Here is a 26579-nt window from a genome sequence, read left to right on the forward strand (position 1 = left end):
GGTCCATTAATGGAAAAATATTTTAATTATATTAACACATTCTGACTGGCTCGTATGGCGTCATGTTATTAAAGCTTCGTTTTTCTATCATGGTAGCCGCCGGCACGGTCCGCCATTTTAAATTCTCTTTGGTAAGATACTTCCTGCATGCTTGTTAGTGGGTATTTTCCTCTATCCTTATCTTTTTTCTTCTTTTCCGCCATCTAACTCATTCCTTTCAAGTTGTACTTATTTCCATTTTTACCTTTAAAGAAAGGAATGATACTATTTTCAAGAAAATATCTTTTGTTCTTTATTGAATATTTGTTATCGGGAGCCCCTTTTTCCAATTGTCGTCGGTATCCCTGACCCAATAAACTAATTTTTCGCCGGATTTACAAATTAAAATAGGTTTTAAATCCTTTAGTTGTGCAATCATAATAGGGTCGACATCCTCACTGGTGATACGATAAGGTCCCACCCAAGGATGTCCAGCTTTTTGATTGTCCCTCACCCATAAACCAAGACCGCCTGCGGTTAACTTACAAACCACTGCAAAAAAGTCTGAATGGGTTTGAAAAAAGACCGGGACACCCACAGCACCTTCGGCAAACGTTTCACTTTTATACCATTTTTTCTTCTTATTATCTTGCCAATAATGGCTCAAAGAACTGTCCGACCTGACAATTAGTTCTACATTCCCAAATTCACTTGTAATTGGTAAAGAAAGGTCATACTTGTATGGATTACTTTGGTACCAAGGATATTCTCGATTTCGGTATTTTTTATTATATTGTTCAGTCCCAAGGTGATTGATTAGTTTCCTAACCAAATCATTTTGATCGCGATATACGGGATGACATAACCAACTGTTTTTTATGTTATTAAAGCTGTGAATCATTTCATCTAATGTAAAGTGGGGCCGGTAGCGAATCATCAATTCGTCAGTATTATTAGGATAGTTTTTGATTCTATAGCCGAGTTCCTTAGCCATATTAACAAAAATAAACTCATCTGTTCCGAAGGATGATGTTTCTAGCAGTGCTTTTTTTAATATCGCCTTTCTTCTAAGTAAGGATCCTATAAGGGACCTTTTGAAAACCTGACCGACATTGAAAATACCATAGAAGGGATTAATATTAAATAATTGGTTCCACCGGCTTTTTTCCTTCATTAGTTCGTTTCCAATATACCAATCTTTTTCCGGTATCCGTAATTTCACTGCCATGTAATCTGTGTTCACCATTTGAGTTTGGACGAAATCTTCATAGCCTTCCCTGATAAATAATGCGTCCGAATCAATATTTATCAGGTAATCATAATCCATTTTCATTTCTTCGAGCCATTCCATAGTCTCGAGAAAATAAATTGTGGTGAATCCGCGTTCCATCTTGCGGCTAGATGGACAAACAGGAACCCCTAAATTATCACACAGGGTTGGATTATCGCCGCCGTTAAATAAGACCATGGAGCTATTTGGACAAAAATATCTTACGTTTTCAATTAATTCTTTAACAAGATGCCGGTTATCATGAACAAGGATTGCAAAGCAGATTTTACTTTTAGGAGATAGCGAATTTTTATAATTGTCGAGAGAGAGGTTATCATTCATCTTAACTGGAAACCCTTCACGTTCCTTAATTAATTTTACCATTTGATATTTGTTTCCACTTGCTGAAATATATTTATTCAAGAGCTTTATATTGGCTTCACCATTTGGATTCGTTCCATAGTGAGATGAAGGGTGCCACAAATGAAATATTCTACCTCTATAATTTACGAAGTGACCGCAAAGGGTATTGACCGCATGTGAAAAGGCATCATCTTCCCCTCCCCAGCCAACAAAACGTTCATCAAAACCGCCTGCTGCTTCGAAATTCTTTCTGGGAATGATATTTAGTTTTCCAGCGAACCCTTTATAAATCCAGTTTGCTTTATTACAGTTAGCTAAGTCCACATTTAGCGGCCACTTTGGCATTTTTTTAAGCAGTTTTCTGGTTTCGTATTTTGGAATATCATATATTTCTGTAAAAGGAACGACCCACGCAGCTTCTTTTAACAAGTGAATAGAATCTAGAATAATTTGCGGGTCATAAACAATATCCGCATCTGCTATGACAAATATATCTCTTGTTGCCTTTTTTGCAGCTAGGTTAACAGCTTTTGCTTTGTTAATATCATTACCATTGTATAATCCTAAACATAATTCAGCTTCAGGCATTTCAGTAGCATAGTATCTTTTCAGCCATTCAAATGCCTCTGCTCTTGGACCATAATCCGTTTGAAAAGGAATGATAATTGATACATTTTCAAACATACAAACCCTCCTTTTTTCAATTATTGTCCCTGCTTAATATATTCATTAATTGAACGTATTCCGCTAATTTTCCAATATCATATCGGTCGCCGGAGATAACTTTTCCAAAGACTGATTCAGATGCTAACAAATCTTTAATAGCATCGGTCAATTGTATTTCGCCCCCAACACCTTTCTTTACGGTGGCTAAACTCTGAAAAATCTCTGGAGTGAAAATATATCTGCCTACCACGGCAAGATTTGAGGGTGGATTTGTTTTAGGTTTTTCCACAATATCTTCAATCTTGATAAAATCAGGGTTGACTTTCCCTTGAATAACTCCATAATCTTTTAAACAATCTTGATCAACCTGTTTAAGGGCGATAACACTTCCATGAGTTTCCTTGTAAACATCAATTAATTCTTTAAGGGCAGGTATTTTTTTGGGAATGATAATATCATCTGGCAATAGAACTCCAAACGGCTCATTGCCAACAAATTCTTTCCCGAGTCGAATGGCATCCCCAAGTCCTCTTGCGTAAGGTTGTCTAATAAAAAGAATTTCTACCTTCGGAAGTGCTAACTTTTTTACTAGATGTTCTTTATTTTGACTTTTTAAAAAGGTATCTAACTCTAAGGAATAATCAAAGTAGTCAATGATCATATCCTTTGATTTTGATGTTATTATTAGTAATTGTTCAATCCCAGAATTAACAGCCTCTTCGACTATATAGTGTATGGCTGGCTTTAATCCTAGTGGAAACATTTCTTTGGGGATTGCCTTTGTAATTGGAAGACTTCTAGTTCCGTAGCCTGCTGCAGGAATAATTGCCTTTCTTACCATTAATGAGCTCCTCACTTTCTTTAATTCTTTCGAAAAATTATTCAAAAAACTGTAGTTTGTCCAATATATAGGTTATAGAATAGGTCATCATTTCTTTTGGAGTTAAGGAATTAGGTGAATTGTAAATTTTAACTAATCCAAAAAGGGTCACAGCAATAGTTTTATTTCATCTTATGTTCGATAGAAAGAGGATGAAAGAGGAAACTGCCCATAATGTAGACAAACAATAAATATAAATAAAATGATGAATGGTTAATCATCAGGATTGTGGTAAAGTAATCTTGAGGTGAAGGAAATAATGGCTATCATAACAAAAATCACCACACAGAAGAAAAATACGGAACGGTTTAATGTCTTTTTGGATTACGGTAAAGGCGAGGAATTTGCCTTTAGTGTCGACAGTGATGTGTTAATAAAATTCCAATTAAAAAAAGGAATGGAGCTTGATGACTTTTCCTTTTTGGAAATACAGTATCAGGACGATATTCGCAAGGCATATAACCTAGCGATTAATTATTTGGCAAGGAGAATGAGAACGGAAAAAGAGATTAGGGATTACCTAAGTCAAAAAGAGACAGATGATCCAGTTATTGATGAAGTAATCCATAAATTAACCGACCAGAGATATATTAATGACGAGGAATTTGCTTTAGCATATGTGAGGACGCAGGCAAATACAACCGATAAAGGCCCAGATTTAATTAAATTGGAGTTAAAGGAAAGAGGAATTGCTGAAGGGTTTTGGATACAAGCGCTTGGAGAATTTCCATTAGAGCAGCAAATTGAAAAAGCAGCCAAAATAAGTGAAAAGTTTCTCCAAAAGGGTGCAAAGGAATCTTTGAAAATTCAAAAGCAGAAGCTTGAGCAAATGCTGCTAAGAAAAGGCTATTCTTTTGAAGTTATTCATATTGCAATAGATGAAACCGAAGTGGATAAAGCAGATGATGAAGAAATGGAAGCGATTCGATTCCAAGGGGAAAAGGCTGATCGAAAATTTTCTCGTTACAACGGTTTTGAATATAAACAAAAGATGAAACAGACATTATATCGCAAAGGTTTTTCAATGGAGCTAATCGAAAGGTACCTGGCTGAAAAAGAAAACTCATGACAAGAAGTGTCATGAGTTTTCAATGATAATCGAGTCTTGATCCAATTGTTCAATGATGATTTCCGCGATTTCTTTGGCTGACCGGAGGCGTGATTTATCTTTAATGTGGTCGCTTTTGTCCCAAAATGGAGTATCCATACCGCCCATATAAACAGCATTAAATTTAATCCCACTGCCTTCATATTCTTTTTGCAGACTTTCGGTAAAGCCCCTGACGGCGAATTTGCTAGCAACATAAACGGCTTCATTCACTTTACCACGTAATCCCGCGGTAGAAATAATATTGATAATTCGTCCCTGGCCATTTTTTTGTAAATGAGGGAGGATGGCCTTGGTCATTAAAATGGTTCCTAACACATTCGTATTTAACATTTCGCTAATTTGCGCGGTTTCTATTCCCTCAAATGGACCAAAATGTCCAATTCCCGCGTTATTAACCAAACCGAAAATTTCGTTTGTCCTGCTAATTGTATTCAATGTCTTTTCTACTTCTTCAATGTTTCGGATATCCAATGGAAGGATGTCGGCTGTCCCTCCCGCGGCTTCAATTTCCTGTTTTGCACGTGTTAATTTTTCAATGGTTCTCCCTGCAAGCAAAAGGTGAAAGCCTTTCTGCGAAAAAAGGAAAGCTAATTCCTTTCCCAAACCCGATCCAGCTCCGGTAATCAATATTGTTTTCATTGTTTATTCTCCTTCAAGTGAGTTTTCTGTCTTTATTTAATCTACAAAAATTACTATACTAAAAAAAGAAGATAAATGGGAGTGATTGAGATTTGCAAGAGAAACGCTATAGTGCAATGTCAGAACATGAACTAAGACAGGAAATCGCCATGCTTCAAGAAAAGGCAAGAAAGGCTGAGCAAATGGGAATGGTAAATGAGTTTGCTGTGCTGGAAAGAAAGGTACAAATGGCTCGAGCGTATATGATAAATCCTGATCAATTTAAACCGGGTGAAGTTTATGAAATCGATGGGGACCCCGGCCAGTATTTTAAAATTGATTATATGAATGGCGTTTTTGCCTGGGGCTATCGATTGAAAGGTGATGGGAAGGAAGAGGCATTACCGATTTCTTTATTAAAATGGCTTAAGTGACAAACCAGAGATAAGGCTCTCTGGTTTGTCTTGTTGTACATCTATTTATAAACCTGAGGCGATTCATCGTCGCGCTCACCAGAGGCACGCATCCGTTCTTGCGGGTGGGTATTGATGGTACCATCTGCTCTTGTTGAAGCATACTCTGCTTTTGCTCTTGGCTCTCCCTCAAACTTGTTATTATTTTGATTTGGGAAATTCTTCGCTTTATTTCTCATGCTGTACCTCCATTATCGGTTATGAGAAAAACGTGAAAAGCAAAGCATTCTCAATGCTTACCACGTAACAATAGTATCTGTGCTTTTACGCTCAATTATGTTATTAGAAAATGGTAATAAAAAAAGCGCAAGCGCCCTGGTAAGCGGCGCTTGTCCTGGAGCTAGATTATAAAAAAGCGAGTGACTAAAGTGTCAACGCTTTTTTAGCTTGGAATGATACTAAGTTTCTTCCTTAATTTCTTTTCACTAAATACCCAGCCTGTATAGGAGCTGATTGGCTTTAAATCGCGGTTTAGCTGGACGACGGCCACGAAGGGATAGTGGCCATTGCTCCGGTAGCGCAGGTCAATAAAACGGACTTCATAAAAATCAGTGTATTCATCAACTTCCCAGCGATAAACAGGAGAAAACGATAGAAAGGCAGCCAGGTTTTTATCCTTTTTTGCAGCTTCTATTACAGGTGTTTTGGGAACTGGGATACGTTGAAACCGATCTAGTATCTCAACTTTATCCTTTAGAGCCTTTCCGACAAAAAATTGCTCGCGGTTCATGGCAGCGATTCGCCATTGATGAAACCTCATTGTTGGGGCAATAATGATTTCAGTTGCATCAGGTATGATTGTCCTTACTTCTACTAATACTCTTTTCTTCGCCATGTATCGCATAAAATAATAGCCGATGATAACGGCATACATTAGCAAAAAGGTAACACCTGGATTTGCGCCTAATATCCAAATGAAAATTCCGAGAACGTGAATTCCAAAAATAAATGGATCAAAAGTATTAATCATGCCTAAAGCAACCCATTTGTTTGAAAAAGGTCTTAGAGCTTGCGTACCGTAGGCATTAAAAATATCAACAAATACATGGATAAACACGGATGCAAATGTCCAAGCCCATAAATGCAGTAAATTGGCACCGGTGAAGAACGGATAAATGACCGCTATAAGGACAATCGGCCATAACAGCACTGCAGGAATTGAGTGTGTTACACCACGATGATTACGAATGTAGATGGCATTATTTCTAAGTTTTAAAACTGTGTCAATATCTGGTATTTGTGAGCCGGCGATGGTTGCGATTAATACACTGGCTGTCGTGGCATGGCTGCTGGCGACGGCCGGATCAAGAGTTGCCAGACCGCCAAGGGCAATACCCATTACAACATGAGTTCCAGTATCCAAAAGGAAAAGCCTCCTTTATATGTCTTGTCAAAATAGCTAAATTGGATTATCGTAAAACAAAAATGTCTTCTTATTATATTCCCTTTTTCCACATTGTTTAACAAACTGGAGGCACAAAAGTTATGTTAATTGAACAGAAAAATCTTGAAAAAATCAATATAGATGCTTTTCAAAAAGATTTAATTACCTGGTTTAAAAATGAACAGCGTGATCTGCCCTGGCGGAAAGACCAGGATCCATATAAGGTTTGGGTGTCAGAAATTATGCTCCAGCAAACAAGGGTTGATACCGTTATCCCTTATTTTAATCGTTTTATTGAATGGTTTCCAACAATTGAAGACCTCGCTGAAGCAGAAGAGGATAAGGTACTTAAAGCTTGGGAAGGTCTTGGCTATTATTCAAGGGTAAGAAATTTGCAATCAGCGGTTAAAGAGGTAAAGGAGAAATACAATGGAGAAGTACCAAACACTCCTGAAGAAATATCCTCCCTTAGAGGAGTGGGTCCCTATACTGCCGGTGCGATACTAAGTATTGCTTACGGGATTCCAGAGCCAGCTGTCGATGGGAATGTGATGCGGGTTTTATCACGGGTTCTTTCTATTTGGGATGATATTGCCAAGCCAGCATCGCGAAAAGTATTCGAAAAAGCAGTCCGGACGTTAATTTCGCATGAAGATCCTTCTGCATTTAACCAGGCATTAATGGAATTAGGGGCATTAGTCTGTACACCCACGTCTCCTTCCTGTTTATTATGCCCAGTTCGAGAGCATTGTCATGCTTTTTCTGAAGGGGTTCAAAATGAACTGCCAATAAAAACGAAAAAAACAAAGGCGCGTGATGTCCAGCTCGCCGCAGCAATATTGTTAGATGAAAACGGAAAAATGTTAATTCATAAACGGCCGTCAAGCGGACTGCTTGCAAATCTATGGGAGTTTCCAAATGTCGAAGTCCATCATTCATTGCAAAATGACCGGGAGCAGGTCGTCCGTATATTTAAACAAAACCTTGCTTTAGAAATTGACCTGAAGAAAATTATTGGTCAAATTGAACATGTATTTTCACACCTCGTTTGGAATCTAAACGTGTATACTGGCAAAATACATTCTGAGTTCCAAGAGAATGAGGAATGGAAGCTTGTCTCATTTGAAGAAATTGAGAAATTTGCTTTTCCTGTATCCGCTCAAAAAATGCTTAAGCTTTACTTAGAGCATATAAAGGAATGAACGCCGTTTAAACGGCGTTCATTCCTTTTATGTTGCTTGAAGACCGCCGCGATTTTCAATTTCTTTAATGATTTCCCGATGGATTGTCTGTCCTTCACTATTTAAATAAGGAGCAATTTGCTGTAAGGAATGATGAAAAAAAGCAAGCTCACTTGGTTCCCAGTCTGACTTTGCCATCATTGAAAGCTCGGTCATATCCCGTCCCGCATACATGTTACAACTTCCTTTCAATTAGTTATTTTGCCTTAGTAATTTGTTTAATCATTGTCATCTATTCAGGAAAAGGCTAAAATAGGAGAAATAATTGATAGTAGAAGGGAATAAGAAAAATGACTCAAAAGGTAGCACTCATCACAGGCAGCAGCCGAGGAATCGGCAAAGTAACTGCACTTCGGTTAGCCCAAGCAGGATATGATATTGTAATTAATTATGCGAGAAGTAAAAAAGGTGCTCTTGAAACAGCTGCACAAGTTGAAGCGTTGGGTAGAAAAGCATTCATTATCAAAGCCAATGTTGGTGATGTAGACAAAATTAAAGATATGTTTGCACAAATCGATCAAGAATTTGGCCGTTTAGACGTATTTGTCAATAATGCAGCCTCTGGGGTGCAGCGCCCTGTTATGGAGCTTGAAGAATCACACTGGGATTGGACTTTAAATATCAATAGTAAAGCCCTATTGTTCTGCGCACAGGAAGCTGCCAAATTGATGGAGAGGAATGGCGGCGGGAAAATTGTCAGCATCAGTTCACTTGGTTCCATCCGCTATTTGGAAAACTACACTGTAGTAGGGGTCTCCAAAGCAGCACTTGAGGCTTTAACGAGATATTTGGCGGTCGAATTAGCACCGAAAAATATTGTGGTTAATGCGGTTTCTGGTGGAGCTGTCGATACGGAGGCATTGAAGCATTTTCCTAACCGTGAAGAACTCCTTCAGGAAGCAAAAGAAAAAACACCTGCCGGCAGAATGGTTGAAATTGACGATATGGTCAATTGCGTCATGTTCCTTTTGTCAGAGGAGTCAAGTATGATTAGGGGCCAAACGATTATAATCGACGGGGGAATTTCATTACTCGTATAGTAATTTTTTTAATAAAATTATTTTGGATAATCTCCACGTTTCATGGATAAATTAATCACGTGGAGGTGATTACAATGGCAAAATTCAATCAACAGCCAAACAAAACTTCAGCTGGAACAAACATCCAGGAAGTAAGACAACAAAACGCCCAATCTGCTGGCGGTGCTGGCGCAGCCGGTGCTCAAGGCCAATTTGGAACTGAGTTTGGAAGCGAAACAAATGCTCAAGAAGTAAGACAGCAAAACCAAAATGCAGAAGCTCGTAAAAACCAAAATGCAGGTCAATTTGGCCAACAATAAAAAAATACTTAAGAAGAAGGCGCTCTTTTCCGAAAAGAGTGCCTTCTTTGTATTGAACTTTTCGACAAAACTTCCCCCATGTCTACAGAAGTAGTCAAAGGAGAATACTGTTTATTAAAGAATACATAATAAGTACGAAAATATAAGGCGGTGAGGGAAATGAATCATTTTAATCGATTAGTTTCCGAACAAATGGTGACGATGGAAAAACTACTGCACCTTCAGGCGGAACTAGAGCGCTGTCAACAAATTGAAGCAGAGCTTCAGATTCTCCAGAATGCCACAAATCTTGAAAGTGTTCAGACGGACATTCAACAGATGAAGAAGGAATTGAAAGAAATCCAGCTAATTTTTGAAAAGCAGACAGAAGAGGTAATTAATTCATATCGGGAGACAAACTTAACACATTCCATGTAGATAGTAAGAAAAAAATTCGCAAAATTTTACAAAGAGCCATGGATTTATGGCTCTTTTGTTTTAAATTCTGCTCTCAACCGTTATAATAATAGAAAATAGGAATTTTCTTTGTTGCCTTTTGTCGATATTTATTTAAAAATTTTTAGAATAGGTTGCAAAGCGTTCAGGAATGAAGGTAGGGGAGAACATGGGCGTACCCATAGAAGGTGAACCAATGCAAATACATAGCTATAAGCACAATGGGCACATCCATCGCGTCTGGGAAGAAACAACCGTTTTAAAAGGGTCACAGCATTTAGTGATTGGTGGAAACGATCGCACCTTGGTAACTGAGTCAGATGGGAGAACGTGGATTACAAGGGAACCTGCCATTTGTTACTTCCACTCACAATACTGGTTCAATGTTATTGGGATGATCCGAGAAGACGGCATTTATTATTACTGTAATATCAGTTCACCATTCATATTTGACGGTGAGGCACTAAAGTATATTGATTATGACCTTGATATCAAGGTGTATCCTGATATGACCTTTAATTTACTAGACGAAGATGAGTATGAACGGCATCGCCGTGAAATGAATTATCCAGATGTGATTGATCAAATTCTAAAGCGGAATGTTGAAAAATTGATTCAATGGATTCGGCAGCGGAATGGCCCGTTTGCACCAGATTTTATTGATATTTGGTATGAACGTTATCTAACATACAGACGTTAGAAGCTAAACACCTGTTGATTATTACATCAACAGGTTTTCGTATGTATGAAGAAAGGGGGCCCTAATACTTTGAGCAGCATTCGCAGGTACCTTCAATTTGTGAAACCGTATCGACTGCAGATTATTGGAACGGTTATCATTGGGGTGATTAAATTTTCTATTCCGCTCATCATTCCATTGTTGATTAAATATGTAGTTGATGATATCGTCGGAAACCATGCCTTATCTCACGACCAGAAGCTTAATAAACTAATGCTTATTATGGGTGTGATGCTAGTTGTGTTTGTCATCCTGAGACCGCCTATCGAATATTACCGCCAGTATTTCGCCCAATGGACATCAAGTAAAATCCTCTATGATATTCGTGATACGTGTTTTTCACATATTCAAAAGTTGAGCTTCAAATATTATTCAAATACCCGCGCAGGTGAGATAATCTCACGAGTCATTAATGATGTAGAGCAAACAAAAACATTTGTTATTTCCGGATTAATGAATCTTTGGCTTGATATTGCTACCATCATCCTTGCCATTATCCTAATGTTTTCAATGAATGCTAAATTAACATTAGTATCGATTCTGCTGTTCCCACTTTACGCCTTTTCAGTGCGTTTCTTTTTCGGGAATTTGCGAAAGCTGACACGGTCGCGTTCGCAAGCCCTAGCTGAAGTCCAAAGCTATTTACATGAGCGCGTGCAAGGGATGCCGGTAATTAAGAGCTTTGCGATTGAAGAGTATGAACAAGGTCAATTTGATAAGCAAAATAAAAACTTTTTAGAAAAGGCATTGCAGCATACAAGCTGGAATGCGAAGTCCTTTTCAGTGGTTAATACGATAACGGATATTGCTCCATTACTCGTTATTGGTTATTCCGCCTATTTGGTCATCCAGCATCAGTTGTCACTGGGGACAATGGTTGCGTTTTTTGCCTATATTGACAAGCTTTATAATCCACTCAGAAGGTTGATCAATTCATCAACAACCATTACTCAGTCCTTTGCATCAATGGACCGGGTGTTTGAATTTTTGGATGAGAAATATGATATCGTTGATGATCCGAATGCACGAGTTTGCAGTAATGTTAAGGGAGATATCTCTTTTGAAAATGTTTCTTTTTCCTACGACAAAAAAGAGGAAATGGTGTTAAAGGACATTCGGTTAGATGTGAAAAAGGGAGAAACGATTGCACTAGTAGGGATGAGCGGCGGCGGTAAATCAACGCTAGTCAGTCTGATACCTCGTTTTTACGATGTGACAAAGGGAAGAATTACTTTAGACGGGGTAGATATCCGGCAATTTAAGGTTCAAACGCTAAGAGACAAAATTGGTGTCGTTTTTCAGGATAATATCTTATTTAGTGAATCGGTTAAGGATAATATTTTATTAGGCAAGCCAGGGGCATCGGATGAGGAAGTTTATCAGGCGGCTAAAGCGGCGAATGCCCATGAGTTTATCTTAAATCTGTCAGACGGGTACAACACCAAGGTTGGCGAAAGAGGAGTCAAGCTTTCTGGCGGACAAAAACAACGTGTCGCGATTGCCCGCGTATTCTTGAAAAATCCACCAATCTTAATACTTGATGAGGCAACATCAGCACTAGATTTAGAAAGTGAGCATTCGATTCAAGAATCACTTGAGGAGCTGGCAAAGGACCGGACCACTTTTATTGTGGCTCATCGTCTGTCGACCATTACCCATGCGAACCGAATTGTCCTGATTGAACACGGACAAATCGTAGAAGTGGGAACACATGACGAACTAATGGCCAAACAAAGGAATTATTATAAATTATTTCAAGTTCAGCAACTTGAACACAAAGAAACCGAGGCAGAGTAATTGCTTCGGTTTTTCCTAGTCTTGGTTTTCTTCTTCAATCGATACTTCATTTTTGTGATAGGAATGAAAGCTGGTAATCAATGTATCAAGATGTTCGACTTGTTCAGCATAATCAATAACCGAGGCAACAATCTGCATTGTATGATAAAGATGCGGATTATTATGGTCGGCAGACTCACTCTGATGTGTGAAAAAGTAGTCGAATAACTCCTTTTTGTTTAAGTAAACATTCTCCTCATGATATGGAGGCGGCGTTGGAATTTTCCCAATGAATCTGAGCAAAACCTGTTCATGATGATAAATAAGGCTATCAACCTGTTCCTGGATAGATTCCTTGAAATCTTCCGGAAGGTGAAGCAGTTCGTTTTCAAACCGATGCAGTCTTTTTAAGGTATCAAGTGCTTTTTTTGCCGTTAAGTTCAATTGTCGGTAAATAACAAGCTTTCTCGATTTTTCAAGATTCTTTTTAGAAAAATATCCTCGTTCTTCCTTGTACATCTTATAAAACTGGTCCATCGTCTGGATTTCTTCTTTTAATTTCTTTATATCTGTTTTGAGAAGCTGGTGATCATAATCATGGCGTGTACTTAAGCGGATCCACTTAATAATCTCCTCAGTTGTAGCAACAATTTTAAAATAAAGCTTATTTTCATACTTTGGCGGGATAAAGACGAGATTGACCATAAATGCTGAAAATACCCCGATCATGATTGTGGAAAAGCGAATCCCGGCAAATTGAATAAAGCTTCCGCTCTGTGTTTCCATAATCGATATTAAAGTTACGAGTGAGAGTCCAATTGTGTTCTCTAGTTTGAGTTTAAGATTAATAATAATCACAATGATTGCGGCTAAGCCGATAACGATAAAATGGTTTCCTAACAGGAGAACCAAGATGACAGCAAGTAAAGCCCCTATGATATTTCCTTGGATTTGTTCAATAATAGTTAAATAAGAGCGATAAATGGTCGGTTGAATCGCAAATATTGCTGCAATCGCAGCGAATACGGGTGAAGGCGAATGGAACAACTGACTTAAGTATAGGGCTAAAACAATTGCTATTCCCGTTTTTAAGATGCGGGCACCTAACTTCATTCTAAAAAAATTCCTTTCAAAATTACGTATTTGTTTTTATTTTGCTCACTAACAAACAATTAAGTACTATACATGGATTAAAACATATTATCAAGAGAAATTATATGAATTTAACTCGTAAATATTTCAGAAAAAATTTTAACAAAAAAAATTAACGCCCCAAATGCAGAGGACGTTAATTCGGTCGTAGTTACATTACTCTGTTGATACAGCTGGGTCAGCCTGTTCCTGAACAGGAAGAATTTGTATAAAGTGATTTTCCGGCTGGGCTAAAAGACCACGGAGCTGATTTGCTTCATCAAGCTGGCCATTCTGCTCAAGCAGGTCAGTATATTTACCTAATAGCTCGTTAATATCCTGTATTCCTTTATGGGATAAATTTGTAACCGATACCTTAGCTCCCTTAGCAATCCTTCGCGTAATTGCGTCAATGGTTAGACCCATTTCCGGTTTATGCCGAATATAGACGACCCCGCCCGTCATACCAGCACAAATCCATGGTCCTGGATCTCCTAGCACCAGGCCGCGGCCATTTGTCATATATTCAAAGGCAAATCCTTTTATATTGGCATTTGCACCAATGTTCCCGGCTTCTTTTTCAGGAAGCGGTTTTTTTACAGTGCCGCCGATAATTATATCAGCACCAGAGAGGCGGATTCCAGCTCGGGCATCAGCATTGCCCTGGGCAACTAGAAGTCCATTTTGTGCCCCATATCCAAAGCCCTTCCCAACAGAGCCATTATAATATTGGCCATTTTTCCCTTTGGATTTCAGCACGTGGATATTACCGCCAAAGGAGGTTTTCCCAACACCGTCCTGTCCGCCGCCGTTTACGGTAATTTCGATGCCTTCACTATTATAGGCGCCTAAGCCGTTACCGGGAATAGAACCTTCCTTATACTTTAGCTGAACAGGTGAAAGCTGTTTGTAGGAGCCATCCAGTCTGCCCCTGACACGGTGGCAGGAAACCCGGCTTCCTAAAACACGCTGTTCCGATGTAACACCCGCGAATTCTCGCGATGAATGAAGCTGTTCAACACTTTCATCAAGATATTCAGCTCCTGCCGCTACCTGCATTTGAACTTCTTCAATTGATTTTGAAGCTCTCATTTTAGCCAATTGGCTAATTTCCAGCGGCTTTAGCAAGTAGGAAAGGCTAAGCAGCTGTTCTCCTTTTACCTGCTCTAATAATTCTGAATGACCGACAGCATCTTGGAGATTTCTGATTCCTAATGATGCAGAAAGAGCTTTTAATTCACGTCCAAAAGCAGTGAAAAGATTCATGATGCCCTGAACGGCTAATTCTAATTGCCGGGGAACAAATCGTCTTAGCCCATGTTCCTTTGCCTGTACCTCTGATTCAATCTGAGTGGCAATCCCAACATGGCAGGTATCTAAATGACAGCCGCGGCAGGTGGTACAGCCAATCGCGAGCATCGACAATGTTCCGAAGCCAACGCGGTTTGCCCCAAGAAGCATGATCTTCATAACATCCATCGCGCTCTTCATTCCGCCATCCGCCCAAATTTCTACTTTATGGCGAAGACCGCTTTCTAAAAGGGCATTATGCGCTGCTTTAACACCAATTTCGACTGGCAATCCGACGTGCTGGAGGGCATGAATTCTTGCTGCACCCGTACCTCCGTCAAAGCCGCTCAAGGTGATAATGTCGGCGCCTGCTTTAGCGATACCGACAGCAATGGTTCCGATATTTGGAACGATTGGCACCTTGACCGCAATTTTTGCTTGATCATTAGCTGTTTTTAATTCTAGAATCATTTGGGCTAAATCTTCGATAGAGTAGATGTCATGGTTGTTTGATGGTGAGATTAAATCCGATCCAAGTGTTGCATTCCGCGCTTCCGCGACTTTTGCGGTCACCTTTGAACCAGGTAAGTGACCGCCCTCCCCCGGCTTGGCGCCTTGACCAATTTTTATTTCCAATAGATTGGAGGAGTTTAACAGTTCAGCATTAACCCCAAACCTTCCTGAGGCAATTTGTTGTCCTCTAGTTTTAGGATATTTGCCGAGCATATCCTTAATTTCGCCGCCTTCACCATTCATGCTTACCATGTTTAAGCGGTCAGCTCCTTCAGCATAGGCCCTGAAGGCTGTCTCATTCTGTGAACCGAAGGACATCGAAGAAATAAGAAACGGCAGATCATGGGAGCCGACACGAATATCGACATTGTCAGGTGATAATGGCTTATGGCTCTTTCTTAACTGAACTAAGTGACGAATGGCAGTTGGATTCGCCGCTTCCTGTTCCGAGATTTTGTCACGGTAAACACTGTAATCACCAGTTGCGGCTACCTCACCGATGGACTTCCAAATTCTCGGGAAGAGGTGAAAGGTTTTTCCAACCCTTTCCTTTTCATTCTGGTAATCTTCTGCTCTATTTAAGGCATCCAGTTTCATTGCCTCGAAATCCGCCGCTAATTCGTTAGAACCAAAAAAGTTAACGATGTTTAAAACATTAGCAATGTCTTCATGTAATCCGATGCTTGAAAATATTCGGCCATAACCGCGGAGTTCGTGGATTCCGATTGTGGAGATTACTTTTTCCAAGCCCTTCGTTAAAGCGCTATAAAGGTTTGTTAAAGGCTTAGTGGAGTCATCATAGACCGTTAAAAACATGTAATACGGACTAATCAAATCTGCGCCTAAGCCAAAGGCGGTAATGATATCGTGCAGAGAGCGTATTGACGCTGAACGCAGCACTAATGAACAGTCGCGTCTTAACCCCGCACTGACTAATGCCTGGTCAATCGCAGCTGTTACTAAATGTGGGTCAAGCCAATAGTAATTTTCTTGATGTGCCTTAGCGTCATCAAGGATAAGCAGCGTCTTTCCAGCCTTTACAGCTTGAACTGCTTCAAACTCCAGCCTTTCAAGTGCCTTCTCAATCTCCTCGTTTTTAGTAAATGTCATGGAAATAAACGCCGTTAACTTTTGCTCCTGAAAATGCTGGACAACTTGATCAAAACTCGGCTGGCCTAAATGCTCCGAACACGTGAATCCGGCTTTTCCCTCTAATAATAGTGGGGAAGTCAGTTCAATCACTGCTGCTGTTTGCTCTGTTAAAAATAATGTCGGACGTTTGCCGATAATCACACGAGTGGAGAAATGCTCTGTTTCCCGGTCTCGGTCAATCGCAGGATTGGTAACAACGGCAACACTTTCTTTTATATAATCGGCAAGGTTAACTCGTTCAGGATTAAGGGCTGCAAGCGGTGCGTCGTGGCCAAGGGAACGGATTGGCTCCACACCGTTTTCAGCCATTTGCTCAAGTAACTGGATATCATCCCGCTCCCAGCCAAAGGCTTTATATTGGCCATTATGAATCTTATCTGGGTAATTCATCGTGATAGTTTTAGTGAGAGAGGGGGGCTCCAGACGCAATCTTGAGCCACTAAGATTCAGACGCTTAGAAAACCGGTTATATACTTCGAGCTGGTAACGATCTTGCTCGTAAACTTCTAGTTTTTCATCATTCCATTTAAAGCCAACCTTTTCTCCAGGTGCCAAAGGTTTTGGGTCGTTCACATACTCACTTGAGGAAATGATTCCCGGTTCTGAAGAAAAAAGATACGAGCTTTCAGTTTCGAGCATCCACAACGGGCGGAGACCTAGTGCATCAACACTAAATACCGATTCATCTCCAAATCTCGAAATAATTCCTGCGGGACCTTGGGCAAAGTGACCCCATGCTTCTCTTAAATAAGTGTATAAATCTTGGAGATCTTCAGAATATGCCTTCATTTCATTGATAATTGGCGGGAAGAGCAGGTCAATCGCTTCGAATAATGAATAGCCGTGACGGCAAATTAACGTTTCCATCGTCCGGCTTACATCTTGGGAGTCACTGCCGTCTTTAACAAGCGGCACACCAATCATCCTCGCTTCATCGCGAAGCTTGGAAATGGTATTAATTTCTCCGTTATGCCCTAAAACACTGAAGGGCTGGACTCGGAAAAAGCTAGATAGTGTATTGGTTGAATATCGATTATGGCCAAGTGTCATGGTAGACGCAACAAGCGGGTTCGCTAAGTCATGATAGTAGCGCGGTAGAATATCTCCGGCACCCATTACTTTATAAACGACTTGGTTTTGACTAAGTGATGCTACATGAACATGCTCATTCAACTCAAAATCGATTAGCGCATCAAACAGGATCTTCGTTAATTCTTGGCCTGTTTGGTCTGAAAGGCAGGCGAATTGCCAAAAGACGGGATCTTCTTGAATTGCGATTGGACCGAGTGCCGAGGAATCTGTTACCACATCTGTTTCAAAAATTAACTCTAATTTATAGTTTGCTAGTTTTTTAAGTAATTCTCGTTTAATTGAACCCCAGTCTGTTTCTTGACTGATAAACACATGACCGACGGCAAATTCCTCTTTGTCGGCATGGAGCGGATTGATACCTCGCTTGCGTAATTTTTGCTTCCAAAGCTCTGTTGGGATATCCATATGAATCCCAACACCGTCACCTTCACCATTAATAAAACCTGCGCGATGATTCATGGTCACGAGGGCATCTATGCAATCAAGAATATTTTTTCGCGTTGGCCGTTTGCTCTTTTCGAGGCAAGCGACGATTCCGCACGCATCGTGCTCCTGTTTGTGGAAATCTTGAAAAAGGGCAGGACTCCATTTTTGTGTCATCTTGTTTGGCTTCATCGGTTTATCCGCTAAAGCCGCTCACCTCCTATAGGAATATATTGTTTGTAGTAGTAAATAAACGTTACTTTAACGGGGTACTAAGGTAATGGGTTAAAAAGGGAGAATACAAATTAATAGTATCATATGAATATTCAGAAATCAAATAAATATACATTAATTTGGATATAAAACTGAGGATAGAAACATGGTGGGAAACGATGGAAGGTGTTTATGTAACCGTTTTCATGAGGTTAGTAAAAATAAAAGAGAGTGATTTTCACTCCCTTTTGTGTATGAAATATGAATATTTATTCGCCGTTTAGTAAGGAGAATGCATTGTTTACTGCTTGAAGAGTTGCTTCAACATCCTCTTCTGTGTGAGCAATGGTCAAAAACCATGCTTCGTATTTGGAGGGTGCAAGATTAATTCCCTGTTGGAGCATCAGTTTGAAAAACTTTGCGAAAATTTCACCATCAGTGTTTTCCGCTTGTTGATAATTTTCAATTTTTTCAGATGTAAAATAAACGGTAAAGGCACCTTTCAAGCGATTAATAGTGATTTGAATATCATGTTTGGCGGCGGCCTCTAATATTCCCGCTTCTAGCATTGCCCCTAACCGGTCTAAATAATCATAAATACCATCTTGCTTTAATACTTCCAAGCAGGCGATTCCTGAGAGGATAGAGGCAGGATTTCCAGCCATTGTTCCAGCTTGATATGCAGGTCCAAGCGGTGCTACCGTTTCCATGATTTCTTTCCGTCCGCCGTAAGCTCCGATTGGCAGACCGCCGCCAATAATTTTTCCAAGCACAGTTAAATCAGGCTGGACGCCTAATAAATCCTGTGCTCCCCCGTACATGAACCGGAAAGCCGTAATGACTTCATCATAGATTACAAGTGCTCCTGCTGCATGTGTAAGATCATTGACCTGCTGCAAAAATCCTGTTTTTGGCTCAACGATCCCAAAGTTCCCGACGATGGGCTCTACTAATACCGCTGCAATTTGCGGTCCCCACTTTTCTAACGCTTCTTTAAATGGTTCGATATCGTTGAAGGGTACGGTTATGACTTCTTGAGCAATGCTTTTTGGTACCCCAGCCGAATCAGGTGTCCCAAGTGTAGAAGGCCCAGAGCCCGCAGCAACAAGGACAAGATCGGAGTGGCCATGATAACAGCCGGCAAATTTGATAATTTTATCGCGTCCAGTATAGGCGCGGGTAACGCGGATGGTTGTCATTACCGCTTCAGTTCCGGAATTCACAAAGCGCACTTTATCCATCGAAGGAATCGCTTCTTTCAGCATTTTTGCAAATTTCACTTCGTGGGGTGTTGGGGTACCGTAAAGAACCCCAGACTCTGCCGCTTTTTTAATTGCTTCTGTAATATGCGGATGGGCATGACCAGTTATAATTGGACCGTAAGCTGCCAGGTAGTCAATATATTGATTACCATCGACATCCCAGAAGTATGCACCTTGGGCGCGTTCCATGACAACTGGAGCACCGCCGCCAACCGCTTTATAGGAACGTGATGGGCTGTTTACCCCGCCGACAATATGTTTTAAAGCCTCGTTATGTATACGCTCAGAGTTTGAAAACTGCATATTTTTTCCTCCTAAAATTAATTCATCCCTATTTTATCACTATTTGAGTTTCCTTTTAATTTTTTCAATTTTTAATGAAGTGCAGGACGTTTGTGTTAACACTCTTATTTAGCTAAACTATTTCAATAGGGTAAGTTTCAGGAGGTTACAAGGATGAATAATGCAATTGAGGTACAAAAATTAAGAAAAGAATTTAAAGCCTATTCCAGTCGTTCTGGGCTAACGGGGGCATTTCGAGATTTATTCACAAGGAATTATAAAATTGCTACCGCCGTAAATGATATTAGTTTTACTGTCAGAAAAGGTGAAATGGTCGGTTACATCGGCGAAAATGGCGCAGGGAAATCGACAACGATTAAAATGCTGACAGGAATCCTGACTCCGACTTCCGGACAAATCACTGTTAATGGAATGAATCCACACAAAGAGCGGGAAAAATTTGTCCAAACCATCGGTGTTGTTTTCGGCCAGCGTTCGCAATTATGGTGGGATATCGCTGTTCAGGAGTCATTCCGACTGTTAAAGAAAGTGTATAAAGTGTCGGATCAACAATATGACGACCACATGAATCATGTCATTCGCACCTTGGATATCGAACCGCTTCTCGATAAGCCCGTCCGTAAATTATCGCTTGGCCAACGGATGCGCTGTGAATTGGCGGCAGCGTTAATTCACAATCCGCCGTTACTGTTCTTAGATGAGCCGACAATTGGACTAGATGTACTGGTGAAGTTGAAAATTCGTGAATTTTTAAAAGAAATTAATGAGAAATATAACACGACGATTCTGCTGACAACCCATGACCTTACGGATATTGAAGCATTGTGTGAGCGGGTCATCATGCTTGATGAAGGGCATGTGATATATGATGGTGCACTTAAGAATTTAAAAGAAACATTGGGCGAAGGAAAAGAGCTTCAATTCCAGTTCCTTGAAAAGGTGGATCTGTCCGCTGTTAAACATGTAACAAGAGGTATGCCTGTTAAATGGGAATTAGATGATAGGGACCTAATCTTTACAGCAAACATCGAGGACAGCGATGAACTGATATCGCAGGTCATTGCCGAGGTCGCTGCCGCTTACAAAATAAAGGACATGAAAATTAACGAAACCTCTACAGAAGAAATCATCCGGAATATTTATGAAAAGGGTGCGGTCGAAGTTGGATAAATATTTTGAAATGATTAGAATCCGTTTTTTAATGATGCTCGCCTACCGGACGAATTATTATACGGGGATCTTTATTTATAGCATAAATATCGGTGCCTATTATTTTTTATGGACGGCTATTTATGGTGGGAAGGAGCAAATTCAAGGGCTGTCTGTCATCCAAATGACTACCTATGTCGCAATTTCCTGGATGGCCCGGGCGTTTTACTTCAACAATCTTGACCGTGAAATGGCGATGGAAATCATGGAGGGGAAAGTGGCCGTTGAGCTTATTAGACCTTACAATTATCTTGGGATGAAAACGATGCAGGGTTTAGGAGAGGGGATTTTTCGCTTGTTTTTCTTTTCAGCACCAGGCCTTGTCATTGTTTATTTTATCTTCCCAATCCGATTCACCTGGGATTTAAGCGTATGGGGTTTATTTGCCGTCTCTATCCTGCTGAGTTTTTTAATTAATACGCAGCTTAATTTATTAACAGGGATAACGACTTTCTTCTTATATAACAATATGGGTTTGATTCGGGCTAAACGTGTGGTCATTGATTTGTTTTCCGGTCTGCTCCTGCCAATTAGTTTTTTTCCCGGCTGGGCACAAGGAATTATGAAATACCTTCCCTTTCAAGGGATCAGCTATATACCGAGTATGATTTTTACGAAAGGCTTTTCGCACCAGCAGGCAATCGAAGCGCTTGGACAGCAATTATTTTGGGTAATCATTTTAGTTATCCCAATCCAATTGCTGTGGCATGCGGCGAAGAAACAGCTGGTGATTCAAGGGGGCTAAGCGTTGTTTTACGTATCAATGTTTTTTCAATATCTATCGCAATATTTAAAAACAAGACTACAATACCGGGCTGATTTGTTTGTAGAGTTTTTCTCGGATTTACTTTCACAGGCGATTAATCTGGTCTTTATCTTAGTCGTTTTCGGCCACACTAATTTGCTTCATGGCTGGAACCGGGACGAAATTATTTTTATTTATGGCTTTTTCTTAGTTCCTTACGCTGTCTTTTCTGCGTTTTTTAATATTTGGGATTTTAATGAACGCTATATCGTGAAGGGCGAACTGGACCGGATTTTAACAAGACCGATCCACAGTCTGTTTCAAATTATTCTTGAACGGCTGGAACTAGAATCGTTATTCGGGGCACTTACCGGGCTTGCCGTGATGTTTTATGCCGGCAGCAGGCTGGGAATTGAAGTGCACTGGTATCATCCGTTCTTGTTTATTGTGTTTGTAATCGGCGGAGCGCTTGTGTATGGCGGCGTGTTCATCATGCTTGCCTGCATTAGCTTTTGGGCCGATGCAAGAACATCGCTCATGCCGATGATGTACAATATTAGTAACTACGGCAGGTACCCGGTCAATATTTATAATAACATCATCCGCTTCGTCTTAACTTGGATTCTGCCGTTTGCGTTTGTTGGCGTCTATCCCGCTGCCTTTTTCCTTGGAAAAGAAGAATGGTACTGGTATTCGTTCTTCACTCCGGTAATCGGAATTATCTTTTTTGTTTTCTCTGTAATCTTATGGAATCAGGGTGTCAAGAAATATCGTGGAGCGGGTAATTAGTTAGAACTTTGATATTTTATTGTCCAAGCCAGCATAGAAATAGAGTAACCTATCTGAATTTAGAGGTGGTCCTCGGTGTTCTATTTCTTGCTGCCAGTTGTTATCTTTTGTATATTTATGAGTTTAAGAACCTTATTCATTCCTAACACGATAAGAGGAAAATTTGTCTCTGTTGAAAATTTTCTTTACTTGGGGACAGTCTACTTAACCGTAATCCTTGGATTTGGATTAATTTATCTGCTTTTTCATTTAATTGGTTTGCCATTACTTAAAGAAGTGAATGAGCACCCGAAGAGTAATATTTTCGAAACAAGCTTTTATTTTAGCGCTATGACACTTTTTTCAGTTGGCAATGGTGATGTCCTGCCGCAGGGTGTGGGAAGAATTATTGCTGTAATTGAGGCGTTAATTGGTTATACACTGCCCGCTGCATTTGTCGCGCGAGTTATGTTAAATAGAGATAAATAATCATATCGATTTGCGAGAAGGTTGTATTATCTGGAAAGATTAGTTACGCTATCAATAAGGAATATTTTACAATTGGAGTGATATTAAGTGACAATTGAGATAGGGAAGCAAGCACCTGATTTTAAGTTAAAAGCGAATAATGGCGAGACAGTAACATTAACAGAATTTCGCGGCAAAAATGTTGTGCTTTATTTTTATCCAAAAGACATGACTCCTGGATGTACAACTGAAGCATGTGATTTCCGGGACCAATTTCAGCAATTTAATGATTTGAATGCGGTAATCCTAGGGGTTAGTCCTGATCCGGTCGACCGTCATCAAAAATTTATCGAAAAATACGGTCTGCCATTCCTACTGCTCGCGGATACGGACCACCAAGTGGCTGAAGCCTATGATGTCTGGAAACTTAAGAAAAACTTTGGTAAAGAATATATGGGGATTGAAAGGTCGACATTTATTATTAATCAGGATGGCACCCTGGCAAAGGAATGGAGAAAGGTTCAGGTCAAGGGGCATGTAGAGGAAGCATTATCTTACATACGTGATAACCTATAAATTTTTTAAGCCTATTTTATCGAGGAAAGGCATTTGTCCAATGCAACAGACCTTGATTTGAATATCATTTTATTAGGGCATACCTCCTCAGATAGATTTTGGGTCCATAGCGGCCCTTTTTTTTATGCTTATAATGGGATATCTTCATTCTGAGTATTCTAAATATACATATAGGTGTTATGATAAAGGAAAATAATCACTTCCTGACATTCGAAGGGGAAGAGCCAAAAAAGGTCATCGAGGGGGATTTAATATGAAAATTTATACAAAATCAGGTGATAAGGGAACAACTTCACTAATATACGGACAAAGGGTAGCGAAGAACGACATACGAGTGGAGGCCTATGGGACTTGTGATGAAACGAATTCAATGATTGGGCTCGCTTTGAGTCATTTAAATAATGAAAATTTTCTAGGGAAAGAAATAATTGAAAATGCATATCATAAAATACAAACAAACCTTTTTCATGTCGGAGCAGAATTAGCGACCCCAAAAGAAAAGGAAGTAAAGTGGTCACTCAAATCTTCCGATGTGGAGGAATTGGAAAAACAAATCGATGATTGGGACGTGGCACTTCCGAGTTTAACGAATTTCATTCTGCCTGGAGGACACCCTGCAGGTGCTGCATTTCATGTTGCCCGAACAATTGCAAGGAGGGCAGAAAGGTGTGCAGTTACATTGGGCGAGGACGTGAATCCACTCGTATTGGCCTATTTAAATCGGCTTTCGGATTTATTATTTGTGACCGCTCGATATGTAAACCATCAATTAGGGGCTAAGGAAAAGACCTTGCACAGTTAAAAAAATAGAATCAATTCGGTAAGTGAGATTACAATATTGACAAAAGTACAAATTACCTAGTAAAATTAATTATAACAATTATAATATAAGAATTTTTTTTAGAAAGAAGGTGCATGGCGATGAATCAATTAAAAGAAGCGTTGGATACCCTGAAGGATACGGGGGTGCGAATTACTCCGCAACGTCATGCGATACTTGAATATTTAATAAACTCGATGTCACATCCTACAGCAGATGAAATATATAAAGCCCTTGAAGGGAAATTTCCTAACATGAGTGTGGCGACGGTTTACAATAATTTACGAGTATTTCGTGAAGTTGGTCTTGTTAAGGAATTAACTTATGGTGATGCATCCGCACGTTTCGATTTTGTAACTTCGCATCATTATCATGTCATTTGTGAAAAATGCGGAAAAATTGTAGACTTTCAATATCCGGGCTTAGATGAGGTGGAGCATCTTGCCTCACATGTGACTGGCTTTAAAGTGGAAACTCACCGGATGGAAATTTACGGTTCCTGTCCTGAATGCGCAAGTAAAGAGGTACATTAACTTCAACAGATTTAAGCTGATTAAAAAAAGGATGACTTACCTTTCGTGGCTTGAAGCCATAAAGGTAAGTTCATCCTCTATTTATTTTCCCGATTTTTCTTATTGTAGGTTTCGTCAAATTCTTTACCTTCGAGTTTTGGATCAAGTGTTAATGGTTCCCGGCAATACATGCACATATCCACTTTCCCAAGCATTTTTGTAAGTTTACCACAGCTTGGACACTTTACGTGGACACTTTTTGTTGATAACATTCCAATCCAGAAATAAACAACTGTACTCGCAATAATAAAAAGAAGACCCAAGAGCATAAAGATGGTCATAATAAGTGGTGAAGTACGAAAAAAGATACCACCATACATAACAATGAAGCCGATGAAAATTAGTGATAATGCAAAGGTACGAATTTTATTTATTTTACTCGAATATTTTGCCATGTTGAAACTCCCTCCTAGAAAAACTATACCATATTTACGAAAAGAGAAAAAATTATGCGGCAAGGTTGTCGAAATTTGTCTTTGTCGTAAGGAGGATATTTAGGTTCATTGTCGAACATATACCTTACCCGAAAAAAATGGAGGAATGATGAATGGAAGACATCCTTCGGCCTATTTATCAAGAAAGGGCGAGCCAATCCAATACTCTAGGAGTGTTGTTGATTGAAAAAAAACAAAAATTAAGTCATATTACTGATTCATTTGATGTTATTCTCTTAGTAATTGTTAAAGAGGCAGATCAGCCGTTATTCATAAAACATTACACTTACAACAACAAAAAGGCTGCCATGCATGTCATTGCTGAAACCCAGCTTCAAGAATGGCTATTACTAGGCACAAATCGAAAAATATTTGAGTGGCTTCATGATGCCAAAATTCTTTTTGACCGAAATGAATACGTTGCTAATTTAAAAACAGAACTGCGGGAATTTCCTTTTAATGGGCGGAAAATTAAAATGGGAGTAGAATTTGCTAAATTAATTCGTCGTTATGTCGATGGAAAAGCATTATTCGAAAGCAAACAGGTTCTAGATGCTTATAATCATGTCGTCCATTCCTTACACCATCTAGCGAGATTAGCGGTAATTGAGAACGGTCTCCACCCAGAGCTTACAGTTTGGCAGCAAGTAAAACAAATCGAACCGGAAATATATAAATTATATGAGGAACTGGTTAACAGTGAAGAGACACTTGAGAAGAGACTTGAATTGTTATTCCTCGCAAGTGAGTTCATGATTCATTCCAGGACAACTATTGGGACCTCTCACTTATTGGAAGTACTTAGCGGCAAGGAATACTGGTTCTTTAATGAAATAATGAATGAAAAGGATTTAATCCCTTACTCTGTTGATCTTGCTGTCCTGCTTGAGTATTTAATTGATAAACATCTAATAGATGTAGTAAATATTGAAACAAAAGGTCATGGGGTTTTTCATCGCGGATATTGTGTTCATAAAAAATTATCTTAAAAAAACAAAAAAGGTATTGACCTTTTTTTGTTTGCTTGGTATATTAATAACCGTCGCTGCGAAACATTCTAATAAAGTTTTCGTGAGTGACGGTTTAAAAAAAGTTATTGACATATCGAAAAGCTTTATGTTATATTGATAAAGTCGCTTATGAGCGATTATAACATTGTTCTTTGAAAACTAAACAAACAAAAACGTCAACAAACAATATTTTTTAGTTTTTTTATAAAACTAAGCCAACGTAACATTTATGAGCTAATCAACTTTCTTGGAGAGTTTGATCCTGGCTCAGGACGAACGCTGGCGGCGTGCCTAATACATGCAAGTCGAGCGAATCATTGGGAG

At 39.6% G+C, this 26579-nt stretch carries 27 protein-coding genes and 1 rRNA gene; 17 read left to right on the forward strand and 11 right to left on the reverse strand.

The features are described from left to right. Positions 1–68: 68 nt before the first annotated feature. The 3 genes from ACIQCO_RS17170 to ACIQCO_RS17180 all read right to left on the reverse strand — a co-directional run bounded on the left by ACIQCO_RS17170 (position 69) and on the right by ACIQCO_RS17180 (position 3119). Complete coding sequence (locus tag ACIQCO_RS17170; protein ID WP_082195836.1) at positions 69–203, reverse strand: YfhE family protein; 135 nt, start codon at positions 201–203, stop codon at positions 69–71. An 89-nt stretch (positions 204–292) separates the two neighbouring features. Beyond that, positions 293–2296 carry a galactosyltransferase-related protein gene (locus ACIQCO_RS17175; protein ID WP_400430563.1) on the reverse strand — a complete coding sequence of 668 codons (2004 nt, stop codon included), beginning with the start codon at positions 2294–2296 and terminating at the stop codon, positions 293–295. 16 nt (positions 2297–2312) lie between these two features. After that, positions 2313–3119: a UTP--glucose-1-phosphate uridylyltransferase gene (locus tag ACIQCO_RS17180; RefSeq protein ID WP_400430564.1), complete on the reverse strand. Its 807-nt coding sequence runs from the start codon at positions 3117–3119 to the stop codon at positions 2313–2315. 298 nt (positions 3120–3417) lie between these two features. On the opposite strand from ACIQCO_RS17180, the gene recX reads away from it, so the two are divergent. Then, positions 3418–4227 carry a recombination regulator RecX gene (recX, locus tag ACIQCO_RS17185; RefSeq protein ID WP_400430565.1) on the forward strand — a complete coding sequence of 270 codons (810 nt, stop codon included), beginning with the start codon at positions 3418–3420 and terminating at the stop codon, positions 4225–4227. Positions 4228–4236: 9 nt separating this feature from the next. Here recX and ACIQCO_RS17190 read toward each other — a convergent pair whose 3' ends face one another. After that, complete coding sequence (locus ACIQCO_RS17190) at positions 4237–4908, reverse strand: SDR family NAD(P)-dependent oxidoreductase (RefSeq protein ID WP_400430566.1); 672 nt, start codon at positions 4906–4908, stop codon at positions 4237–4239. Between the two features lie 92 nt (positions 4909–5000). Between ACIQCO_RS17190 and ACIQCO_RS17195 the strand changes: the two genes are divergently transcribed. Beyond that, positions 5001–5321 carry a YfhH family protein gene (locus ACIQCO_RS17195; protein WP_400430567.1) on the forward strand — a complete coding sequence of 107 codons (321 nt, stop codon included), beginning with the start codon at positions 5001–5003 and terminating at the stop codon, positions 5319–5321. 41 nt (positions 5322–5362) lie between these two features. Here ACIQCO_RS17195 and ACIQCO_RS17200 read toward each other — a convergent pair whose 3' ends face one another. After that, on the reverse strand, positions 5363–5539 hold the full coding sequence (locus tag ACIQCO_RS17200; protein ID WP_024030816.1) for a small, acid-soluble spore protein K: 177 nt from the start codon (positions 5537–5539) through the stop codon (positions 5363–5365). Between the two features lie 203 nt (positions 5540–5742). Continuing rightward, entirely contained in the window at positions 5743–6723 is a 981-nt protein-coding gene (locus ACIQCO_RS17205; protein ID WP_400430568.1) for a metal-dependent hydrolase, read from the reverse strand. A 122-nt stretch (positions 6724–6845) separates the two neighbouring features. Between ACIQCO_RS17205 and mutY the strand changes: the two genes are divergently transcribed. Further along, positions 6846–7946, forward strand: coding sequence for an A/G-specific adenine glycosylase (mutY, locus tag ACIQCO_RS17210; protein ID WP_400430569.1), 1101 nt, complete (start codon positions 6846–6848; stop codon positions 7944–7946). A gap of 27 nt (positions 7947–7973) precedes the next feature. On the opposite strand, the gene ACIQCO_RS17215 is transcribed toward mutY, so the two are convergent. After that, entirely contained in the window at positions 7974–8159 is a 186-nt protein-coding gene (locus ACIQCO_RS17215; protein ID WP_024030819.1) for a hypothetical protein, read from the reverse strand. Positions 8160–8275: 116 nt separating this feature from the next. Here ACIQCO_RS17215 and fabL point away from each other — a divergent pair, with 116 nt between their 5' ends. The 5 genes from fabL to ACIQCO_RS17240 all read left to right on the forward strand — a co-directional run bounded on the left by fabL (position 8276) and on the right by ACIQCO_RS17240 (position 12295). Next, a complete protein-coding gene (fabL, locus tag ACIQCO_RS17220; RefSeq protein ID WP_400430570.1) occupies positions 8276–9025 on the forward strand; it encodes an enoyl-[acyl-carrier-protein] reductase FabL in 750 nt (249 codons plus the stop codon). A 74-nt stretch (positions 9026–9099) separates the two neighbouring features. Beyond that, positions 9100–9324, forward strand: coding sequence for a gamma-type small acid-soluble spore protein (locus ACIQCO_RS17225; protein WP_400430571.1), 225 nt, complete (start codon positions 9100–9102; stop codon positions 9322–9324). Between the two features lie 159 nt (positions 9325–9483). Further along, entirely contained in the window at positions 9484–9741 is a 258-nt protein-coding gene (locus tag ACIQCO_RS17230; RefSeq protein ID WP_400430572.1) for a YgaB family protein, read from the forward strand. Between the two features lie 187 nt (positions 9742–9928). Continuing rightward, on the forward strand, positions 9929–10459 hold the full coding sequence (gene ntdP / locus ACIQCO_RS17235; protein ID WP_066083827.1) for a nucleoside tri-diphosphate phosphatase: 531 nt from the start codon (positions 9929–9931) through the stop codon (positions 10457–10459). 69 nt (positions 10460–10528) lie between these two features. Beyond that, a complete protein-coding gene (locus ACIQCO_RS17240; protein WP_400430573.1) occupies positions 10529–12295 on the forward strand; it encodes an ABC transporter ATP-binding protein in 1767 nt (588 codons plus the stop codon). 15 nt (positions 12296–12310) lie between these two features. Here the strand turns inward: ACIQCO_RS17240 and ACIQCO_RS17245 are convergent, their stop codons facing one another. The 3 genes from ACIQCO_RS17245 to ACIQCO_RS17255 all read right to left on the reverse strand — a co-directional run bounded on the left by ACIQCO_RS17245 (position 12311) and on the right by ACIQCO_RS17255 (position 19653). After that, positions 12311–13387, reverse strand: a complete 1077-nt coding sequence (locus ACIQCO_RS17245; RefSeq protein ID WP_400430574.1) for an FUSC family protein — start codon at positions 13385–13387, stop codon at positions 12311–12313. 195 nt (positions 13388–13582) lie between these two features. Then, entirely contained in the window at positions 13583–18052 is a 4470-nt protein-coding gene (locus ACIQCO_RS17250) for a glutamate synthase-related protein (protein WP_400430590.1), read from the reverse strand. A 305-nt stretch (positions 18053–18357) separates the two neighbouring features. Next, positions 18358–19653: a glutamate-1-semialdehyde 2,1-aminomutase gene (locus ACIQCO_RS17255; protein ID WP_400430575.1), complete on the reverse strand. Its 1296-nt coding sequence runs from the start codon at positions 19651–19653 to the stop codon at positions 18358–18360. Positions 19654–19806: 153 nt separating this feature from the next. On the opposite strand from ACIQCO_RS17255, the gene ACIQCO_RS17260 reads away from it, so the two are divergent. From ACIQCO_RS17260 to perR, 7 genes are all read left to right on the forward strand, one after another. Next, a complete protein-coding gene (locus ACIQCO_RS17260; protein ID WP_400430576.1) occupies positions 19807–20823 on the forward strand; it encodes an ABC transporter ATP-binding protein in 1017 nt (338 codons plus the stop codon). Further along, positions 20816–21607, forward strand: coding sequence for an ABC transporter permease (locus ACIQCO_RS17265; protein WP_400430577.1), 792 nt, complete (start codon positions 20816–20818; stop codon positions 21605–21607). Before ACIQCO_RS17260 ends, ACIQCO_RS17265 begins: the two co-directional genes overlap by 8 nt. Before the next feature lie 3 nt (positions 21608–21610). Further along, entirely contained in the window at positions 21611–22396 is a 786-nt protein-coding gene (locus ACIQCO_RS17270) for an ABC transporter permease (RefSeq protein ID WP_400430578.1), read from the forward strand. A 75-nt stretch (positions 22397–22471) separates the two neighbouring features. Next, entirely contained in the window at positions 22472–22864 is a 393-nt protein-coding gene (locus ACIQCO_RS17275) for an ion channel (RefSeq protein WP_400430579.1), read from the forward strand. A gap of 87 nt (positions 22865–22951) precedes the next feature. After that, entirely contained in the window at positions 22952–23419 is a 468-nt protein-coding gene (gene bcp / locus ACIQCO_RS17280; RefSeq protein WP_400430580.1) for a thioredoxin-dependent thiol peroxidase, read from the forward strand. A 253-nt stretch (positions 23420–23672) separates the two neighbouring features. After that, the gene (locus ACIQCO_RS17285; RefSeq protein WP_400430581.1) at positions 23673–24221 is read left to right on the forward strand and encodes a cob(I)yrinic acid a,c-diamide adenosyltransferase; all 549 of its coding nucleotides are present in this window, start codon (positions 23673–23675) and stop codon (positions 24219–24221) included. Between the two features lie 113 nt (positions 24222–24334). Further along, positions 24335–24772: a peroxide-responsive transcriptional repressor PerR gene (gene perR / locus ACIQCO_RS17290; RefSeq protein ID WP_400430582.1), complete on the forward strand. Its 438-nt coding sequence runs from the start codon at positions 24335–24337 to the stop codon at positions 24770–24772. Positions 24773–24849: 77 nt separating this feature from the next. Here the strand turns inward: perR and ACIQCO_RS17295 are convergent, their stop codons facing one another. After that, positions 24850–25206, reverse strand: a complete 357-nt coding sequence (locus tag ACIQCO_RS17295) for a YgzB family protein (protein WP_400430583.1) — start codon at positions 25204–25206, stop codon at positions 24850–24852. Positions 25207–25358: 152 nt separating this feature from the next. Between ACIQCO_RS17295 and ACIQCO_RS17300 the strand changes: the two genes are divergently transcribed. Together ACIQCO_RS17300 and ACIQCO_RS17305 are read left to right on the forward strand one after the other, a co-directional pair. Further along, on the forward strand, positions 25359–26234 hold the full coding sequence (locus ACIQCO_RS17300) for a nucleotidyltransferase-like protein (protein WP_400430584.1): 876 nt from the start codon (positions 25359–25361) through the stop codon (positions 26232–26234). Between the two features lie 265 nt (positions 26235–26499). Next, positions 26500–26579: ribosomal RNA gene (locus ACIQCO_RS17305) — 16S ribosomal RNA — on the forward strand; the annotation flags it as partial.

The sequence above is a fragment of the Neobacillus sp. NPDC093127 genome, from assembly GCF_044754175.1.
GTDB lineage: Bacteria > Bacillota > Bacilli > Bacillales > Cytobacillaceae > Neobacillus.

Excerpts from the sequence above, each read along its gene's own strand:
- recX (WP_400430565.1), top strand. The coding sequence starts at position 3,418 with ATGGCTATCATAACAAAAATCACCACACAGAAGAAAAATACGGAACGG.
- ACIQCO_RS17255 (WP_400430575.1), bottom strand. The coding sequence starts at position 19,653 with ATGCAGTTTTCAAACTCTGAGCGTATACATAACGAGGCTTTAAAACAT.
- ntdP (WP_066083827.1), top strand. The coding sequence starts at position 9,929 with ATGGGCGTACCCATAGAAGGTGAACCAATGCAAATACATAGCTATAAG.
- ACIQCO_RS17190 (WP_400430566.1), bottom strand. The coding sequence starts at position 4,908 with ATGAAAACAATATTGATTACCGGAGCTGGATCGGGTTTGGGAAAGGAA.
- ACIQCO_RS17175 (WP_400430563.1), bottom strand. The coding sequence starts at position 2,296 with ATGTTTGAAAATGTATCAATTATCATTCCTTTTCAAACGGATTATGGT.
- ACIQCO_RS17260 (WP_400430576.1), top strand. The coding sequence starts at position 19,807 with ATGAATAATGCAATTGAGGTACAAAAATTAAGAAAAGAATTTAAAGCC.
- ACIQCO_RS17230 (WP_400430572.1), top strand. The coding sequence starts at position 9,484 with ATGAATCATTTTAATCGATTAGTTTCCGAACAAATGGTGACGATGGAA.
- ACIQCO_RS17225 (WP_400430571.1), top strand. The coding sequence starts at position 9,100 with ATGGCAAAATTCAATCAACAGCCAAACAAAACTTCAGCTGGAACAAAC.
- mutY (WP_400430569.1), top strand. The coding sequence starts at position 6,846 with ATGTTAATTGAACAGAAAAATCTTGAAAAAATCAATATAGATGCTTTT.
- ACIQCO_RS17170 (WP_082195836.1), bottom strand. The coding sequence starts at position 203 with ATGGCGGAAAAGAAGAAAAAAGATAAGGATAGAGGAAAATACCCACTA.
- ACIQCO_RS17285 (WP_400430581.1), top strand. The coding sequence starts at position 23,673 with ATGAAAATTTATACAAAATCAGGTGATAAGGGAACAACTTCACTAATA.
- ACIQCO_RS17215 (WP_024030819.1), bottom strand. The coding sequence starts at position 8,159 with ATGTATGCGGGACGGGATATGACCGAGCTTTCAATGATGGCAAAGTCA.
- ACIQCO_RS17295 (WP_400430583.1), bottom strand. The coding sequence starts at position 25,206 with ATGGCAAAATATTCGAGTAAAATAAATAAAATTCGTACCTTTGCATTA.
- fabL (WP_400430570.1), top strand. The coding sequence starts at position 8,276 with ATGACTCAAAAGGTAGCACTCATCACAGGCAGCAGCCGAGGAATCGGC.
- ACIQCO_RS17245 (WP_400430574.1), bottom strand. The coding sequence starts at position 13,387 with ATGAAGTTAGGTGCCCGCATCTTAAAAACGGGAATAGCAATTGTTTTA.
- ACIQCO_RS17200 (WP_024030816.1), bottom strand. The coding sequence starts at position 5,539 with ATGAGAAATAAAGCGAAGAATTTCCCAAATCAAAATAATAACAAGTTT.
- ACIQCO_RS17300 (WP_400430584.1), top strand. The coding sequence starts at position 25,359 with ATGGAAGACATCCTTCGGCCTATTTATCAAGAAAGGGCGAGCCAATCC.
- ACIQCO_RS17250 (WP_400430590.1), bottom strand. The coding sequence starts at position 18,052 with ATGACACAAAAATGGAGTCCTGCCCTTTTTCAAGATTTCCACAAACAG.
- perR (WP_400430582.1), top strand. The coding sequence starts at position 24,335 with ATGGCGATGAATCAATTAAAAGAAGCGTTGGATACCCTGAAGGATACG.
- ACIQCO_RS17180 (WP_400430564.1), bottom strand. The coding sequence starts at position 3,119 with ATGGTAAGAAAGGCAATTATTCCTGCAGCAGGCTACGGAACTAGAAGT.